Source organism: Streptomyces sp. NPDC058576, assembly GCF_042718715.1.
Classification (GTDB): domain Bacteria; phylum Actinomycetota; class Actinomycetes; order Streptomycetales; family Streptomycetaceae; genus Streptomyces.
On the sequence record NZ_JBHXPF010000009.1, the window covers coordinates 1 to 15,364 of the forward strand.

Below are 15,364 nucleotides of genomic sequence, written 5' to 3' on the forward strand. Positions count from 1 at the left end.
GTGTGGCCAGTTTATGCCCCCGCCCCGCGTAGCCCCCCCCCGGGGCGCGGGGGCGGACCCCCGCGGGAGGTCACCGGTTCGGCCGGTCCCCCGACCTCGCCGCCGCCGCCATCTCCTCCACCCGCGCCAGCATCGGCATCGGATCGGCGCCCACCGTCCCCGGCAGGAAGTCCGCGATCCGTTCCGGGGTCCACGGCCCCTCCCCGTACGCCGCCCGCAACTCCCTCGGCTGGGCCCAGACCGCGATCTTCGGGCCCGCGATCGTGTAGACCTGCCCGGTGATCCGCTCCGCCCGCGCCCGCTCGCTCAGCAGGTAGACGACCAGCGCGGCCACGTCCTCCGGCTCCCCGATCTCCTTCAGCTCCATCGGCACCCCGGCCGACATCCGGGTCCGGGCGACGGGCGCGACCGCGTTCGCCGTGACCCCGTACCTGTGCAGGCCCAGCGCCGCGCTGCGGACCAGCGAGATGATCCCGCCCTTCGCCGCGCTGTAGTTGGCCTGGGAGACGCTGCCCTGGTGATTGCCGCTGGTGAAGCCGATCAGCGTGCCCCCGCCCTCCTGCTTCCGCATCACCGCCGACGCGGCCCGGAAGACGGTGAACGTGCCCTTGAGATGGGTGGCGAGGACCGGGTCCCACTCCTCCTCGGACATGTTGAAGAGCATCCGCTCACGGAGGATCCCGGCCACGCAGACGACCCCGTCGAGCCGGCCGTACTCCGCCAGAGCCGTGTCCACGATCCGCTGCCCGCCCGCCATCGTGGAGATGTCGTCGGCGACCGCGACCGCCTCGCCGCCCGCCGCCTCGATCTCCTTGACGACGGACCGGGCGACCTCGCTGGTCGGTTCGGAGCCCTCGACGGAGACGCCGTAGTCGTTGACGACGACTCGCGCCCCCTCCGCCGCCGCGGCGAGCGCGACCGCCCGGCCGATGCCCCGGCCGGCCCCCGTCACGGCGACCACCCTGCCTGCCAAGAAGTTCCCCATGCCCGGCCCCTTCCCGCGGTTTCTGACGGACCGTTAGATTTTACGGGCAGTCGGACACCCCGGCACAAGACCCAGGAGGCCCCCATGTCCCTGCCGGCCGAATTCCACGAGATCGCGAAGCGCGTCAACAACTGGGGCCGCTGGGGGGAGGCCGACGAGCTCGGGACGCTCAACCTGATCACCGACGCCGTCGTCCGGGAGGCCGTCACCACCGTCCGCACCGGCCGCCGGATACCGCTCGCCCTGCCGCTCCGGCAGGACGGGGTGCAGAGCGGGCTCATCCCGGGCCGGATCAATCCGCTGCACACGATGGTCCAGATCAATCAGGAGATCTTCGGCCCCGGCACGGTCGCCACCAGCGACGACGCCGTCACGATGGGGCTTCAGGCCTCGACCCACTGGGACGCCCTGACGCACGTCTCGCACAGCGGGAAGATCTACAACGGCCGCCCCGCGGACACGATCACCGCCCACGGCGGGGCCCGGTACTCCTCGATCGCCTCCGTGGCGCACCTCGTCTCGCGCGGGGTGCTGCTGGACGTGGCCCGCGCCCGGGAGGTGGACCAACTGCCGGGCGATCATGCCGTCACTCCGGAGGACCTTGTCGCGGCGGAGGAACTCGGGGGTGTGACCGTACGGGCCGGGGACATCGTGCTCGTACGGACCGGGCAGGTGCGCCTCGCGCTGGCCGGGGACCGGAGCGCCTACGGCTATCCGTCGCCGGGGCTCTCGGTGCGCACGCCCGAGTGGTTCCACGCCCGGGATGTGGCGGCCGTCGCCAACGACACCCTGACCTTCGAGATCTTCCCGCCGGAGATCGAGGACCTGTGGATGCCGGTGCACGCGCTGCACCTGGTAGAGATGGGCATGCTCCAGGGCCAGAACTGGGACCTGGAGGCGCTGTCCGACGCCTGTGCGGAGGAGGGCCGGTACGCCTTCCTGCTCAGCGCGGCGCCGGAGCCGTTCGCCGGGGCCACCGGCTCGCCGGTCGCCCCGGTCGCGGTCCTGTGAACGGCCCCGGGGAAGGGCCCGCGGGTCTCAGGCCAGGTTGTCGGTGAAGAGGCAGGAGGGCGGTTCGCACGCCTCGCCGCCCTGGATCACGACCGCCGGCACGTCCGCGGCCCGGACCGGGCCGCTCCGGTCGACCTCGCACCAGATCTGCTTCCCGGCGCCCTCCGGCAGCCAGCCCCAGCGGTCCGCGAGCCCGTCCACCAGCTCCAGGCCCCGGCCGCCCGTGTCCTCGCCCTCCGCGTGCCGCTGGAGCGGCGGGCAGTCACTGGCGTCCGCGACCTCGACCCGGACGGTCCCGGCCGCTCCGGAGGCCCCGGCCCCGCCGAAGAGCATCCGCAGCACAGCGGGACAGCCCGTGTGGACGACGGCGTTGGTGACCAGCTCCGAGATCAGCAGGATGAGCGTCTCGGCGAGCGGCTCGTCATCCCCTATCCCGGAACCGACCAGGCGCGACCGCGCCCATCTACGGGCCCGCCCCACCTCTGCGGGATCCGGACCGACCTCCAGCTGAACCTGAAGCACCTGCACCGCTCACACCATCCGAACCGGCGGACACATCGCCTCGCGCCTCCTCAGGGTCACGGAACGTGATTCCCTTACGCGACAGCATGGTTGACGTACAGTCACCGCAACAAGCGCTTCGGGCATATTCCAGCGCGAAGGAGTACGCGTGGTGCATACTGTGCGACGCACGCTGCGGGGAGTCGAACAGGAGCGCGCAGAGACTGCGAGAAACGCTCTTCGGGCAGGCCCGGCACATCTCCGGCGAGAGCCCTCGCTCCGGACCGGAGCCGCCGCACAGGCCGCCCCCGGATCGCCCGGTTCCAGAACCACTCGCATCCCACGGAGCGTACCCGAGCCGGGCCCCGACTCCACCCGGTGACGAATCACGCAAAGGACACAAGCCGGTATCGACACCGGGCGGATGCGCTGTGTCACCCTCCGCCCCCTGCTTCCGGAACCCCCCGGCCGTACGCCCCCGAGCTGCCGGGACGCGGTCCCGCGACCCCCAGATCGGCCGCGAGCAGCTCCTCGGCCCCGGCCCCGGTGAGCCAGGACGCGGCCCGGAGCCAGGCCCGTTTCAGGTGGAGGTGAACATCTGCCTCCCAGGTGAAGCCCATCCCGCCGTGGATCTGGAGGCAGTCGCGGGCGTTGCGTACGGCCGCGTCGTCGGCGAGCAGTTTGGCCGCCGCGATCTCCACCGGGTCACCGGTCACGGCGGCCGCGTACACGGCGGCGCGGGCCGGTTCGGTGCGGGCGAGCATGTCGGCGCAGAGATGTTTGACCGCCTGGAACGATCCGACGGGTGATCCGAACTGCTCGCGTTCCCCGGCGTGTTGAACGGCCGCCTCGGTCGACCGGGCGGCGCTGCCGAGCTGCTCGGCGGCGGTGAGCAGCGCTGCCTCGTCGCGGAGTGCGGTCTCCTGGCGGAGTGCGCCGGGGTGCGCTTCCGTGGCTGCCGCACGCCCCGCCACCCGGTGCAACGGTGTCAGCGGGTCCATCGACCGTACGGGCCGGGCCGCGGCCACGACGTCCCGCAGCGCCTCCCCGGTGAGCGCGTCGGCGCCTGTCAGCACCGCGTCCGCCCCCTCCAGATGCGCCACCGGCAGGTCGCCGTCCACGGCCGTCACCACCGCCTCGCCCTCCGCGGCCCCCTTCACCAGGCCCGCCGCCAGGTGCGTGGCGACGAGCGGGCCGGGCAGCAGCGCCCGGCCCGCCTCCTCGAAGAGCAGCACCGCCTCGGGCAGCCCGAGACCCACTCCGCCCGCCTCCTCCGGCAGCCGCAGCGCGAAGAACCCGGCCGCGCCCAGCTCCCGCCAGAGCGAACGGTCCAGGGCCCCGCCCCGGTCCACCGCAGCCCGCAGGCGGTCCCGGTCGAACACCGCGCCGAGCAGGTCGCGCATACCGGACCGCAGGGCCCGCTGGTCGTCCGAGAGCTGGAAGTCCACGGTGGCCTCAGCGCCCCTTCGGCAGGCCGAGGATGCGCTCGGCGACGATGTTGCGCTGGATCTGCGAGGTGCCCGCGGCGATCGTGTAGGAGAGGGAGGAGAGCCGGTCCAGGACCCATTCCCGGTCCAGGTCGAAGGCGTCCGCCGCGCCCAGCACCTCCGCCGCCGCCTCGTACAGCTCCTGGCGGGCCCCGGAGTAGCGCAGCTTGAAGACCGAGCCGCCGATGCCGGGGACGCCTCCCGTGCGCTCGGACTCCGCCACGTTCCACTGGGTGAGCCGCCACAGGGCCCGGAACTCGGCGTTCAGCCGCCCGAGCCGCCGGCGCAGCACCGGATCGTCCCAGCGCCCGTTGCGGCGGGCCTCGTCGGCGAGCCCGTCCAGGGTGCGGCGGCAGGCGACGACCTCGCCGACGAAGGCGGTGCCGCGCTCGAAGGAGAGGGTGACCATGGTGACCCGCCAGCCGTCGTTCTCGGCCCCGACCCGGTTGCGTACCGGCACCCGGACCTCGTCGAGGAACATCTCCGCGAACTCCGCGGACCCGGCGAGCGTCCGCAGCGGCCGGACCGTGATGCCGGGCGCGTCCATGGGCAGGGCGAGCCAGCTGATCCCCCGGTGCTTGGGCGCGTCCGGGTCGGTGCGCACCAGCAGTTCGCACCAGTCGGCGACCTCGGCGTGCGAGGTCCAGATCTTGCTGCCGCTGATCACGTAGTCGTCGCCGTCGCGAACCGCCCGGGTCCGCAGGGCGGCCAGGTCGGAGCCCGCGTCCGGCTCGCTGAACCCCTGGCACCAGATCGCGTCGCCGCGCAGCACCGGGGGCAGCCAGCGGGCCCGCTGCTCGGCCGTGCCCTCGGCGGCGATCGTCGGCCCGGCGTGCAGCAGGCCGACGAAGTTGGCCCCGACGTAGGGCGCGCCCGCCTTCTCCGTCTCCTCCAGGTAGATCAGGTGCTGGGTCGGGGTGGCCCCCTGCCCGCCCGCGTCCACCGGCCAGTGCAGACCCGCGTACCCGGCCTCGTACAGCATCCGCTGCCAGGCGCTGTCGTACGCCCGGCGCGCGGGCCAGTCGTCGGGCGGGGGCTTCGCGGGCAGGCCGGGAAGGACAGCGGCCAGCCACTCCCGCAGCCGCCGCCGGAACTCTTCCTCGGCCTCCGTGTACACGAGATCCACCGCCCTGCCCCCGCCTACTTGTCCAGGTCCAGGCCGAGCATCCGGATCGCGTTTCCGCGCATCAGTTTGTGGACGGTCTCCTCGTCCAGTCCCTTGACGTGGTCGAGGGCGACCTCCTTGGTGTGCGGGAAGGTCGAGTCCACGTGCGGGTAGTCGGTCTCGAAGGTGGCGTTGTCGCGGCCGACGACGTCGAGCGCGGAGATGCCGTGCTTGTCGCGGAAGAAGCAGCAGAACATCTGCCGGTAGTAGTACGTGGACGGCGGCTCGGGGATCAGATCGCGCACCCCGCCCCAGGCCCGGTGCTCCTCCCAGACGTCGTCGGCGCGCTCCAGGGCGTACGGGATCCACCCCATCTGGCCCTCGCTGTACGCCAGTTTCAGCGTCGGGAACTTCACCAGCACCCCGCTGAAGAGGAAGTCCATCATCGAGGCCATCGCGTTGTTGAAGGAGAGCGAGGCCTGCACAGCGGGCGGGGCGTCCGGGGACGCGGCGGGCATCTGGGAGCTGGACCCGATGTGCATATTGACGACCGTGCCGGTCTCCTGGCAGACGGCGAAGAACGGGTCCCAGTAGCCGGTGTGGATGGACGGGAGGCCGAGATGGGTGGGGATCTCGGAGAAGGTCACCGCGCGCACGCCCCGGGCCGCGTTCCGCTTGATCTCCGCGACGGCCAGGCCGATGTCCCAGAGCGGGATGATGCAGAGCGGGATCAGCCGGCCGCCGCTGTCGCCGCACCACTCCTCGACCATCCAGTCGTTGTAGGCGCGCACACAGGCGAGGGCGACCTCCTTGTCGTGCGCCTCGGCGAAGGTCTGCCCGCAGAAGCGCGGGAAGGTCGGGAAGCAGAGGGAGGCCTCGACGTGGTTGAGGTCCATGTCCTTGAGGCGTTCGGCCGGGTCCCAGCAGCCGGGGCGCATCTCGGCCCGGGTGATGCCCTCCAGGGTCATGTCGTCGCGGTCGAAGCCGACGGCGGCGATGTTCCGCTTGTACGGGAACTTCAGGTCCTCGTAGATCCACCAGTCGGTCGGCGGCCCGTCCTGGTCCATCGTGATGACGTACTTCCCGCCCGTGTAGGCCAGCTCCCCGATGCCCGCCGTCAGCGGCTGCGGTCCGCGCTCGCGGTACTTCGCGGGGAGCCAGGTGGAGAAGAGGTGCGCGGGCTCGATCACATGGTCGTCGACGCTGACGATCCGAGGCAGTTCCGTGTCCGTCATGGTGTGCCGTCCCCTCCGCGCACCCGCGCACCGGGCGACTCCCCGGGTGCGGGCACTTTCTGATGGTCCGTCAGATGCACTGGCGGCACTCAGGCTAGCCCCGCACCCCTGGACCGACAAGGCGCGGAGCCCTACGCTCTCCGCAATATCTGACTGATCGTCAGTTCGGAGGGACCCCTGTGACCGCCGTGAACGACGTGACCGCGCTCGCCCGCACCCTGGGCGCCTCCCGCACCTTCTGGGAGCTGATCGAGGCCCGCGCCACCCTCACCCCCGACCGCCCGGTCCTGCTCCAGGAGGACCGGAGCCTGACCTTCGGCGAGCTGCGGGACCGCGCGGAGCGGGTGGCCGCCGGGCTGTACGGGATGGGCGTACGGGCGGGAACCGTCGTCGCCTGGCAGCTGCCGACCCGGCTGGAGACGGCCCTGCTCTCCTTCGCCCTGACCCGGCTCGGGGCCGTGCAGAGTCCGGTCATCCCGTTCTACCGGGACCGCGAAGTGCGGTTCGCGCTGAGGGAGTCGGGCGCCGCGTTCTTCGCCGTGCCGGGCGTCTGGCGCGGCTTCGACCACACCGCGATGGCCGAGCGGATCGCCGGTGAACTCCCGGACCCGCCAAGGGTCTTCGAGGCCTACGACATCCTCCCCGACGGCGACCCGACGATCCTGCCGCCCCCGCCGGAGAAGCCCTCCGGCGAGGAGGTCCGCTGGATCTACTGGACCTCAGGCACCACGTCCGACCCCAAGGGCGTCCTGCACACCGACCGCTCGCTGATCGCGGGCGGCTCGTGCCTGGCCCACGCGCTGAGACTCCTGGCGGACGACGTGGGCTCGATGGCGTTCCCGTACGCCCATGTCGCCGGGCCCGACTACACGGTGATGCTGCTGCTGTACGGGTTCCCGGCGGTGATGTTCGAGCAGTTCGCGCTGCCGGAGGCGCTGGCGGAGTACCGACGGCACGGGGTGACCGTGGCGGGCGGCTCGACAGCGTTCTACGCGATGTTCCTGGCCGAGCAGCGCAAGGAGCCGGGCACGCCGCTCATCCCCTCCCTCCGCCTCCTCGCGGGCGGCGGGGCGCCGAAGCCGCCGGAGGTCTACCACGCTGTGGTGCGGGAGATGGGCGTCCAGCTCACCCACGGCTACGGCATGACCGAGGTCCCGATGATCACCATGGGCGCCCCGGACGACACCCCGGAGCACCTGGCCCTGACCGAGGGGCGGCCACCGGAGGGCATGGAGATCCGGATCACCGACGAGCATGGCAAGCCGCTCCCGTGCGGCGTGGAGGGCGAGGTACGGCTGCGCGGGGAGGCGGTCTGCCGTGGCTATCTGGACGCCGCCGCCGGCGAGGCGGCCTTCGACGCCGAGGGGTTCCTGATCACCGGGGACCTGGGCCGGCTCCGGGAGAGCGGACACCTCACGCTCACCGGGCGGCTGAAGGACATCATCATCCGCAAGGGCGAGAACATCTCCGCCAAGGAGATCGAGGACCTGCTCCACACCCACCCCGGCGTGGCCGACGCGGCGGTGATCGGTCTCCCCGACGCCGAACGCGGCGAACGCGTCTGCGCGGTGGTCGAACAGCCGCCCGGCGCTCCGCCGCTGACCCTGGCCGGGCTCTCCGCCCACCTGCGCGGCGCGGGGCTCTCCGTCCACAAGATGCCCGAGCAGCTGGAGCTGCTGGACGCCCTGCCCCGCAACGAGACCCTGCGCAAGGTGCTCAAGTACCAGCTGCGGGAACGGTTCGGCGGGTGAGGGAGGCGGCGCAGGGGGCGTTACGGGGGCGGCGCGCCGTCCCCGTAACGCCCGGGGTTCGCTACGCGTCCGGCTCGATCACCGTGAAGTACACGGCGAGCGCCGACACCACATCGCTCTCCGCGACCTTCCCGTCCCGGTCGGTGTCCAGGCTCTGTGCGGCGACGCCCGCGATCTCGGCGCTGGCGCCGAGAACCCGCAGCGCCCGCTCCACGTCCGCCACCGACGCTCTGCCGTCGTTCCCGCCGTCCGCGACCGCGATGACCGCCCGCAGGAACGGCCGCGCGATCTCGGCGAACCGCTCGGGATTGTCCCGGAGCCGCTTCACCGCCCCGCCCACGAACTCCTCACGGGTGACCCGCTGGTCCCCGTCCACATCGGCGATCCCCGCCATGCCCTGCCAGAACGCCTCGGCCCCGGTGTAGAGCGCCTGCCCCTTGTCGCAGCGGGCCGTCGTACCGAACTCGGTGAGCAGACGGGCTGCTGCGGCGTTGAAATCGGCGCGATCGATGTAGCCGTTGCCGTCCTGGTCGAAGGCGGCGAAGCGGTGCGCGATCTTTCGCTCGTACTCTGCGCTGTCCATGCGGGGAGCGTACGTCGCCGGAGGGCCCCACGTGTCACCGAGAAGCTGTTCCTCTGTGACAACCTCGCATCGGAGGCGGCCGGGCCCGCGGGGGCGGGCGACCGTTTCATCGAGGTGTGGGCCAAGTCGGTGGCGAGCGTCGGAGGTGCCGCGGTCGGCTTCGCCCTGACCGCGAACAACTATGCGACTGCCGACGCCGCCACGGATCCGTCGGGTGCCCCGGCACAGACCCGGCCTCCACCGACCGTGATAGACACGCCGCCGAACTACGGGTCCGTAACAGACCTGAAGTGGGCGGACATCGACCAAAGTCAGGACGTCTTCCAGTTGGCACTGGAAGCAGTAGAGACCGGCGCCCTGGCAATCATCAGGCCCCTTCTGGAGGACGCCTACCGCATGGGTAAGGCGGCTGAGATCATGCCGCTGCCCGATTACCTGGGCCTGGACAACCTGTCCGTTGCCTGGGTGTCCGCGAGCATGGCCGTCACCACTACGGACGGAAACCTGAGCAGCGCCGTGCACAACTACACCGATCGATCGAACGGTGAGTGGGCCGCGGCGATGCGGCAATTCTGCAGCGCTGTCTGGGGCACGAGCGCTAGGGGAAAGAACCGCGAGGGCTACGGGTGGAGACATGACTCCGCGCAGCCCGGTCAACCGGGTAGCCACCCCGTCATGGACGTGATGGTCAAGACCTGTGACGTCGTGAGCGACGCTCTGGGTGCTTGGGCGATTGCCGCGGAGGATGTGCGGGACGACATTCGCAGGCTTTACTACGAGGCCGTTGTCAAGGCTTTGTCGCTCATCGACACGAGTGACGGTCTCGGCAAGGGCCTCCTTAATATCGGAAAAGGTTTTGCGGAGGGTTTCGCCCTTGAGGTGGACGAGGCAGCAATGAACGCGACGGTCTAGGCATACAACAACCGCGTACAACGCCAAGTCGTCGAGCTAAAAAAGCTGCACGAAGCTTTGGATGAAGCATACGATAGCGCCCCTACGTTCCAGGCGGAGTCGGCGCGGGCGGATTCTTTTGGCGCCCGCGCGTTGACCGATTTCAAGGATGATCCGCTCTACACCGTAGCAGGGGACGATGAAAGCAATCACAAATACCCGCTCGACCTCGCGAACCAGGAAGGCATGGTCGGTTCTCATGTCGTGGACAAGCACGTGGGGAAAACGGATGAGCAACTCGAACAAAGATTGAGGGACCAGCAAATCGTCCGACCTTCGGGCATTCGCCCCGAGGCCGTTTCTTCGTTCGAAACCCTTTCGGACGCGCAACGGTATACTCAGGCAGCCTTGGACGAACCATCGAACCAGAGGAAGATCGACAATTGGCTCGCGGGTAACCCTGGACCCAACTCGTCCCGATCACTCCTCCTGACGACGAACGACACAGTAGGTAGATCATGGGACCGAGGCGACACCAGCGCGCGTGACGTAACCAATGTTCGGGTCGTCCTGAGGCCCAACCCGGGAAGCACCCCGCCGTTCGTCGTCCTCACTTCAATGCCTACGGACAAGACCCAACACCCGTAATGCGCGATTTTGCAGACTGAGGTACCACTGTTGACTCGGATTGACGCTGCTTCGTGGAGCCGTTCCTTGCATGCACTCTTCGGAGAAGGGATGTTCGCAGCTGCGGGCGCGCGGCGACACGCCGACTGGCGACTGGACGCCCTCGGCGTGATGCAATTGGTGACGGAAGACCCGCGTGGCTGGTCGAGACGGGTCTTGGGCCCTGAAGGGGGTATTTACGGCTCCGGGCCGAACGGCCCCTTCGGTGCAGTCACGCACAACGACTTCATCGGCGCATTCCCTGTGGCCAGGAGGGGTGCCGAACAGATCATGGACACCCTCCAGGGTGAGTGGTTCCAAGCGAACGACATCCCAGATTTTCATGAACGCGAGGCTGAACTGACCGGTCACGCGAAGGCGATCCTGGCAAGGTTCGGGGAAGACGCCTTGTTTTTCACCAATGCGGTGTCGGCGCGAAATAACCCCCACGCCGACATGTTCCGCCGAGAGGGGGTATACGAGGGCTTCACCGACCATGTAATGGATTGCGGTGTAATCGCTGTCTCCGCCACGGAAGTCGGCATTTTCTGGGGCTTCACCATCGACTGAGGATCTCCCGTGCGTACCCGTTCTGCCACCTATCCCGACCGCGCGACCGCACAGTGGTGCACCCAGCAGGTGGTCACGCGTAACGAGCAGGCCGTACATCGCTGGCTAGCCCAGGACACGCGCCCGAGGCTCACCATCGAGGCTGCTTGGCCATCCCGCGAGGAACCCGTCGGGCGCGGGCAGCATCGAGTCCGGCAACGTGCCGCGGCCGACCATGCCTCAGACTCACTGGGAGTGGCACGCCCGCTTCGCGGAGCTGGGGCAGTTCCTCGGCGGTTGGTTCTCGCAGGACATGCCCGACGAATTCCCGGGCCACGATGACGCAATCCGCGACTACAGGGCACATGTTGATCCTCAGCTCACCGCCCGATTGGTCGGCGAGATCAATGAATTGCTGGCCCTGAGGCTAGAGGATCACGACTACGCAGTCGGTGTGGGCGAACTCGGCATGGAGGTCGAGCCCCCGGTCCCACTGAGTGTTGAAGGCTGGCTCCAGGATGTGGTGGAGCAGCTAGCGGCGGCCAGGCCCGAATACGACAAGTGAATCACCCCAGGCGGACGTCCCGCTGTCTGTCAGGGAACGTTTCCACCTTTGTGGCGCGGGTGGGGCTTGGAGGGGTAGCGAGGCGTAGATTTCCCTTTCCTTATGGCGGCCCGGACGTATCGGAGGACGAGCTGACGCCCAGGACGCGCGCCGAGTCCGGTATCTCCAGTACGCTCAGGCGCTCAGCGGCCTGCACTCCTCGTCGGTGGCCGACAGCGCGTCGGGGTACACGTCGAACAGGCGCCGCACGCCGAGTGCGCCGAGCACCTTGTTGACGTGCGAACCGTCCTCCGCGCCCCGGGCCGGGAGGATCAGCCGCAGCCGGCCGCCGCAGGACTTCATCAGCCGGCGCGAGGCGATCAGCACACCGACGCCGCTGGAGTCGCAGAAGAACACCTCGGACAGATCGAGCACCACATCGTGCTGCCCCTCCGCCACCGCCTCGTGGACGGACTGCCGCACGACGGGCGAGGTCACCAGATCGAGTTCACCGCTTATGCGCAGCACGGCCCAGGAGCCCTGCTCCGCCTCGTCCACCTTGAGCGTCACGACTGGACCTCTCGTTCCGGGGCTCCCGGCAGTACCGGAAGTTTCCGTTCCTCCTCGCGGCTGCCCAACCGCACCGCCATGAAACACCGACGCGCCCATCCAGGCCCAGGGGGTTTCCGGCGGAAAGGCGCACTTCGGCCCGTTTCCGCTGCTCAGAGCGGTCAGGGAGGCATCCGGGCCGAAAATCGACTACCGTCGTCGGCCACGTACCGCGGGAAAAGAGTTGCCTCAAAGGCACGTGCGTCGCACACCCGGCGGACTACATTCGGTCCTCACGGGCACAGGGTGGATCACGGAGCCGGGCGACAGCCGGGCGACAGAGCCGGGAGCTGGGGGGTTCATGGCGAAGGACACGGCGCCCCGCTGGGACCGCAGGATGCAGCAGAGGCTGGCCCGCGGCGAGGCGGCGGCGCTCGGCGAGCTCTACGACCGGTTCGCGGCCCTCGTCCACAGCCAGGCGCACCGGATGCTCGACGACGAGGACGCCGCCGACCTGGTGACCCGCGAGGTCTTCGCCCAGGTCTGGGAGAACCCGGAGGCGTACGACCCGAAGCAGGGCTCCATGCGCTCCTGGGTGGCCCGTCTCACCCACCGCCAGTCCGTCCAGCGGCTGCGCCGCGCGGCGGCCTCCAGCTACGAGGCGGAGCACGGCGAGGGTGCGGTGCCCGACCCGGAGGAGCTGGAGCGGCGGGTGCGCAGCGCCACGGCCGCCGCCCGCGCCGACTACATCGTCTCCTCGATGCCGACACCGCTGCGGCAGGCCCTGGAGCTGGCCTACATCCATCGCCGGGACTACCGGCAGACCGCCGCCGATCTCGGGGTCACCGAGGACGAGGCGCGCCGCCGGCTCCGGCTGGGGCTCCAGCTCCTCTCCACGGCGAACGCCCGCCCGCTCGAAGGGTCCTCGCCACCCGGTTACGGACGGGTCCGGTGACGGGCGGCGGACGCGAGAGCGAGGGCGGCGACGAGGAGGTGCGGCGCGCCCGCCGGATACCGGGCCCGCGCTGGGCCGCGGACGACCTCGACCTGGAGTCCGTGCCGCTGCCGCCGCTGCCGCCGCCCGGCGGGACCACCTCGGACGAGGCCGTACCGGGCGACGCCCCGGCGAGCCTCGCCCCGGAGACCCCTGATGCGGGCGACGGCCACCCGGAGACCCCTGATGCGGGCGACGGCCAGCGGGACATCCTTGATCCTGCCCGCCGTCACCCGGAGCCGGAACCGGGACCGGAGCGTGAGCCCGAGCCAGAACCGGGGCTTCAGCCCCGGTCTGCCGCCACGGAGCCGACCGGTCCCGGGCCCGAGCCGCGCCACGAGCCCGAGCCCAGTCATGGGCCCGAGCCCAGTCACGAGTCCTGGCCGGGCAGTACCCCGCCGTCCTGGCCTGGTCTCGCCCCGGAGCCGTCCATGACCTCCGACCCGGTCCTCCCCCACCAGGTGCTCAAGGCCCTCCTCGGCGCCTGGGCGCTGTCCGCCTGTTCGGCCGAGGAGACCGCCGCAGTGGAGGACCACCTCACCGGGTGCGCCCCGTGCGCGGACGAGGCGCTGCGGCTGCGGGACGCGGTGGGGCTGCTGCACACCGACGGCTCCCTGGACCTCGACCCGACGCTGCGCACCCGGGTGATGGACGGCTGCCTGGGCCGCCGCCCGGCCCGGATCCCGGTGCCGGAGTGGGCCGCCCCGTACGACGCCGAGACCGCCCGGATCGACGCGCTGCTCCGCGACTTCGGGGACTCCGAATGGCATGCGCCGGTGCGCCTTCAGTGGTTCGAGGAGGAACGCCAGGTCAACCGCAGGACCACGGTCGCCGGCGTGATCGGCCACCTGATGGCGGTCGACGGGCTGCTGTCCGCCGCACTCGGCCTCGACGACCCGCTCGACGGCGGCGAAGCTCCGCTCGACCCCACCGAGCGCACCGAGACGTACTGGTCGGCGACGCGCCGGCCGCCCACCCGGGCCGTCCACGAGCCCTGGCGGGCCCAGAGCCACGAGCTGATCCGTACGGCGTCCTTCGGCGGGCGGAACGTCGCCGAGACGTCCGTCTCCTACGGGGCCTTCGCCCTGCCGCTGCAGGACGCGCTGCTGGACCGGGCCTTCGAGTGCTGGGTGCACGGCGGGGACATCGCCGACGCCGTCGACTACCCGTATCAGGCCCCGTCCGCGGCCCATCTGCACCGGATGATCGACCTGGCGGCCCGGCTGCTCCCGGCCGCGCTCGCGGGGCGCCGCCGCGCCGGACTGGCGGGACCGGCGAAGGACCTGGTCACGGCCGGGGCACCGGGCCGCTCGCTCCATCTGGAAATCGAGGGCCACGGCGGAGGCGACTGGTACATCGCCCTGGACTCACCGGCCGCCGTCGGCGCACCCGAGCTCGCGGTGGCGCAGGTGGCTCTGGACGGGGTCGAGTTCTGCCGGCTCGTCGCGGGCCGCATCTCGCCGGTGGAAGCGGCGGCGGGCCAGGAGGGCGACCGCGAGGCCATCCGCGACGTGCTGTTCGCGACGGCCTCGCTCAGCCGGCTCTGACGCGCGCCCGGGGGTTACGCGGTCGCTCAGCCGGCTCCGACGCGCCCCCGGGGGTTACGCGAAGATCACCGTACGGCGGCCGTTGAGCAGGATGCGCCGCTCCGCGTGCCACTTCACCGCGCGGGCCAGCGCCTGGCACTCCACGTCCCGGCCGACGGCGACCAGCTGGTCCGGGGTCACGTCGTGGCCGACGCGCTCGACCTCCTGCTCGATGATCGGGCCCTCGTCGAGGTCGGCGGTGACGTAGTGGGCGGTCGCGCCGATCAGCTTCACGCCGCGCGCGTGCGCCTGGTGGTAGGGCTTGGCGCCCTTGAAGCTCGGCAGGAACGAGTGGTGGATGTTGATGATCCGGCCGCTGAGCTGCTTGCACAGGTCATCGGAGAGGACCTGCATGTAGCGGGCCAGGACGACCAGCTCGACGTCCTCCTCGCGGACCAGCTCCAGCAGCTGCGCCTCCGCCTCCGGCTTGTTGTCCTTCGTGACCGGGAGGTGCCGGAAAGGGATGCCGTACGAGGCGACGAGCTCGGCGAAGTCCGTGTGGTTGGAGACGACGGCGGCGATCTCGACCGGCAGCGCGCCGGTGCGGGAACGGAACAGCAGGTCGTTGAGGCAGTGGCCGAACTTGCTGACCAGCAGCACGATCCGCATGCGCTCCGCGGACCGGTGGATCTGCCACTCCATCCGGAAGGCCTCCCCGATCGCGGCGAAGCTGGCGCGCAGCTTGTCCACGGTCACGGTGGCGTCGGCCGAGAAGTGGACGCGCATGAAGAACAGACCCGTGTCGTGGTCCCCGAACTGCTGGCTGTCCTCGATGTTGCAGCCGGTCATGAAGAGAAAGCTGGAGACGGCGTGCACGATGCCCTGTTTGTCGGGGCAGGAGAGCGTGAGGACGTACTGCTCGGTCGCGGCGGCGTCCGGGATGGCGGCGGAGGCGGGCTGTGGCGCGGTCATCCTCGTAGCGTGCCA

General features: G+C 70.6%; 16 protein-coding genes. 8 read left to right on the plus strand and 8 right to left on the minus strand.

The window, feature by feature from the left end; translation table 11 throughout:
- Positions 1 to 70: 70 nt before the first annotated feature.
- A complete protein-coding gene (locus ACFWRV_RS09770) occupies positions 71 to 985 on the minus strand; it encodes an SDR family oxidoreductase (RefSeq protein ID WP_384330875.1) in 915 nt (304 codons plus the stop codon).
- A gap of 84 nt (positions 986 to 1,069) precedes the next feature.
- Here ACFWRV_RS09770 and ACFWRV_RS09775 point away from each other — a divergent pair, with 84 nt between their 5' ends.
- Complete coding sequence (locus ACFWRV_RS09775; protein ID WP_384330878.1) at positions 1,070 to 1,996, plus strand: cyclase family protein; 927 nt, start codon at positions 1,070 to 1,072, stop codon at positions 1,994 to 1,996.
- A gap of 27 nt (positions 1,997 to 2,023) precedes the next feature.
- Here ACFWRV_RS09775 and ACFWRV_RS09780 read toward each other — a convergent pair whose 3' ends face one another.
- From ACFWRV_RS09780 to ACFWRV_RS09795, 4 genes are all read right to left on the minus strand, one after another.
- Positions 2,024 to 2,524: an ATP-binding protein gene (locus ACFWRV_RS09780; RefSeq protein ID WP_384330880.1), complete on the minus strand. Its 501-nt coding sequence runs from the start codon at positions 2,522 to 2,524 to the stop codon at positions 2,024 to 2,026.
- Between the two features lie 407 nt (positions 2,525 to 2,931).
- Positions 2,932 to 3,945 carry an acyl-CoA dehydrogenase family protein gene (locus ACFWRV_RS09785; RefSeq protein WP_384330883.1) on the minus strand — a complete coding sequence of 338 codons (1,014 nt, stop codon included), beginning with the start codon at positions 3,943 to 3,945 and terminating at the stop codon, positions 2,932 to 2,934.
- A 7-nt stretch (positions 3,946 to 3,952) separates the two neighbouring features.
- Positions 3,953 to 5,110: an acyl-CoA dehydrogenase family protein gene (locus ACFWRV_RS09790; RefSeq protein WP_384330886.1), complete on the minus strand. Its 1,158-nt coding sequence runs from the start codon at positions 5,108 to 5,110 to the stop codon at positions 3,953 to 3,955.
- A gap of 14 nt (positions 5,111 to 5,124) precedes the next feature.
- A complete protein-coding gene (locus ACFWRV_RS09795; protein ID WP_384330889.1) occupies positions 5,125 to 6,324 on the minus strand; it encodes an amidohydrolase family protein in 1,200 nt (399 codons plus the stop codon).
- Between the two features lie 179 nt (positions 6,325 to 6,503).
- On the opposite strand from ACFWRV_RS09795, the gene ACFWRV_RS09800 reads away from it, so the two are divergent.
- Entirely contained in the window at positions 6,504 to 8,075 is a 1,572-nt protein-coding gene (locus ACFWRV_RS09800; RefSeq protein ID WP_384330892.1) for a class I adenylate-forming enzyme family protein, read from the plus strand.
- Positions 8,076 to 8,136: 61 nt separating this feature from the next.
- Here the strand turns inward: ACFWRV_RS09800 and ACFWRV_RS09805 are convergent, their stop codons facing one another.
- Positions 8,137 to 8,658, minus strand: coding sequence for an EF-hand domain-containing protein (locus tag ACFWRV_RS09805; RefSeq protein ID WP_030709502.1), 522 nt, complete (start codon positions 8,656 to 8,658; stop codon positions 8,137 to 8,139).
- 129 nt (positions 8,659 to 8,787) lie between these two features.
- On the opposite strand from ACFWRV_RS09805, the gene ACFWRV_RS09810 reads away from it, so the two are divergent.
- From ACFWRV_RS09810 to ACFWRV_RS09825, 4 genes are all read left to right on the plus strand, one after another.
- Complete coding sequence (locus ACFWRV_RS09810; RefSeq protein ID WP_384330895.1) at positions 8,788 to 9,570, plus strand: hypothetical protein; 783 nt, start codon at positions 8,788 to 8,790, stop codon at positions 9,568 to 9,570.
- 225 nt (positions 9,571 to 9,795) lie between these two features.
- On the plus strand, positions 9,796 to 10,197 hold the full coding sequence (locus ACFWRV_RS09815; RefSeq protein WP_384331354.1) for an RNase A-like domain-containing protein: 402 nt from the start codon (positions 9,796 to 9,798) through the stop codon (positions 10,195 to 10,197).
- 66 nt (positions 10,198 to 10,263) lie between these two features.
- Positions 10,264 to 10,785 carry a hypothetical protein gene (locus ACFWRV_RS09820; RefSeq protein ID WP_384330898.1) on the plus strand — a complete coding sequence of 174 codons (522 nt, stop codon included), beginning with the start codon at positions 10,264 to 10,266 and terminating at the stop codon, positions 10,783 to 10,785.
- Between the two features lie 214 nt (positions 10,786 to 10,999).
- Positions 11,000 to 11,329, plus strand: coding sequence for a contact-dependent growth inhibition system immunity protein (locus ACFWRV_RS09825; protein ID WP_384330901.1), 330 nt, complete (start codon positions 11,000 to 11,002; stop codon positions 11,327 to 11,329).
- A 174-nt stretch (positions 11,330 to 11,503) separates the two neighbouring features.
- Here the strand turns inward: ACFWRV_RS09825 and ACFWRV_RS09830 are convergent, their stop codons facing one another.
- On the minus strand, positions 11,504 to 11,878 hold the full coding sequence (locus ACFWRV_RS09830; RefSeq protein ID WP_384330904.1) for an STAS domain-containing protein: 375 nt from the start codon (positions 11,876 to 11,878) through the stop codon (positions 11,504 to 11,506).
- Positions 11,879 to 12,218: 340 nt separating this feature from the next.
- Here ACFWRV_RS09830 and ACFWRV_RS09835 point away from each other — a divergent pair, with 340 nt between their 5' ends.
- Entirely contained in the window at positions 12,219 to 12,812 is a 594-nt protein-coding gene (locus ACFWRV_RS09835) for an RNA polymerase sigma factor (RefSeq protein WP_384330907.1), read from the plus strand.
- Positions 12,809 to 14,398 carry a zf-HC2 domain-containing protein gene (locus ACFWRV_RS09840; RefSeq protein ID WP_384330910.1) on the plus strand — a complete coding sequence of 530 codons (1,590 nt, stop codon included), beginning with the start codon at positions 12,809 to 12,811 and terminating at the stop codon, positions 14,396 to 14,398. Before ACFWRV_RS09835 ends, ACFWRV_RS09840 begins: the two co-directional genes overlap by 4 nt.
- 54 nt (positions 14,399 to 14,452) lie before the next feature.
- Here ACFWRV_RS09840 and purU read toward each other — a convergent pair whose 3' ends face one another.
- The gene (gene purU / locus ACFWRV_RS09845; RefSeq protein WP_384330913.1) at positions 14,453 to 15,349 is read right to left on the minus strand and encodes a formyltetrahydrofolate deformylase; all 897 of its coding nucleotides are present in this window, start codon (positions 15,347 to 15,349) and stop codon (positions 14,453 to 14,455) included.
- Positions 15,350 to 15,364: the final 15 nt, after the last annotated feature.